At 77.3% G+C, this 440-nt stretch carries 1 protein-coding gene; it reads left to right on the top strand.

Annotated elements, in window-relative coordinates; all coding sequences use genetic code 11:
• Nucleotides 1-440: baseplate J/gp47 family protein (locus tag FE811_RS27180; protein ID WP_181181007.1), on the top strand; the 440-nt coding region annotated here is incomplete at both ends.

Raw genomic sequence — 440 nt, forward strand, 5'->3', positions numbered from 1 at the left:
GGATTTCGCGACGCTGGCGCCGGTCGCCGCGACGAACCTGCTGCCGGCGGCGGGCGGGCGCGCGCGCGTCTCGACCGCCGTCGCCCGCGACCTGATCCCGGAATCGATCCGCAACCCCGCCCGCGCCCGCTGCGTCACCGCCGACGACTACGCCCGCGCGGCCGAGGACATCCCCGGCGTCGCCCGCGCCGCGGCAAAACCGCTGGGAGGGGTGTTCAACACCATCCTGGTCCTTTGCGCCCCCGATCAGGGCGACCGGCTGGACGCGGCGACGGCGGCGGCGGTCCACGCCCACCTCGACGCGCTGCGCATGGCGGGACGCGAGCATGTGCTGGGCGCGCCGGATTACGTGGCGCTGGACCTGCATCTTGTCGTCTGCCCGCGCGCGGGCGCCGGCGCCGCCGCGATCCGCCGCGCCTTGCGCGAGGCGCTGGCGCCGG

The organism is Paracoccus sp. FO-3 (genome assembly GCF_006386455.1).
In the GTDB taxonomy this organism is placed as follows: domain Bacteria; phylum Pseudomonadota; class Alphaproteobacteria; order Rhodobacterales; family Rhodobacteraceae; genus Paracoccus; species Paracoccus versutus.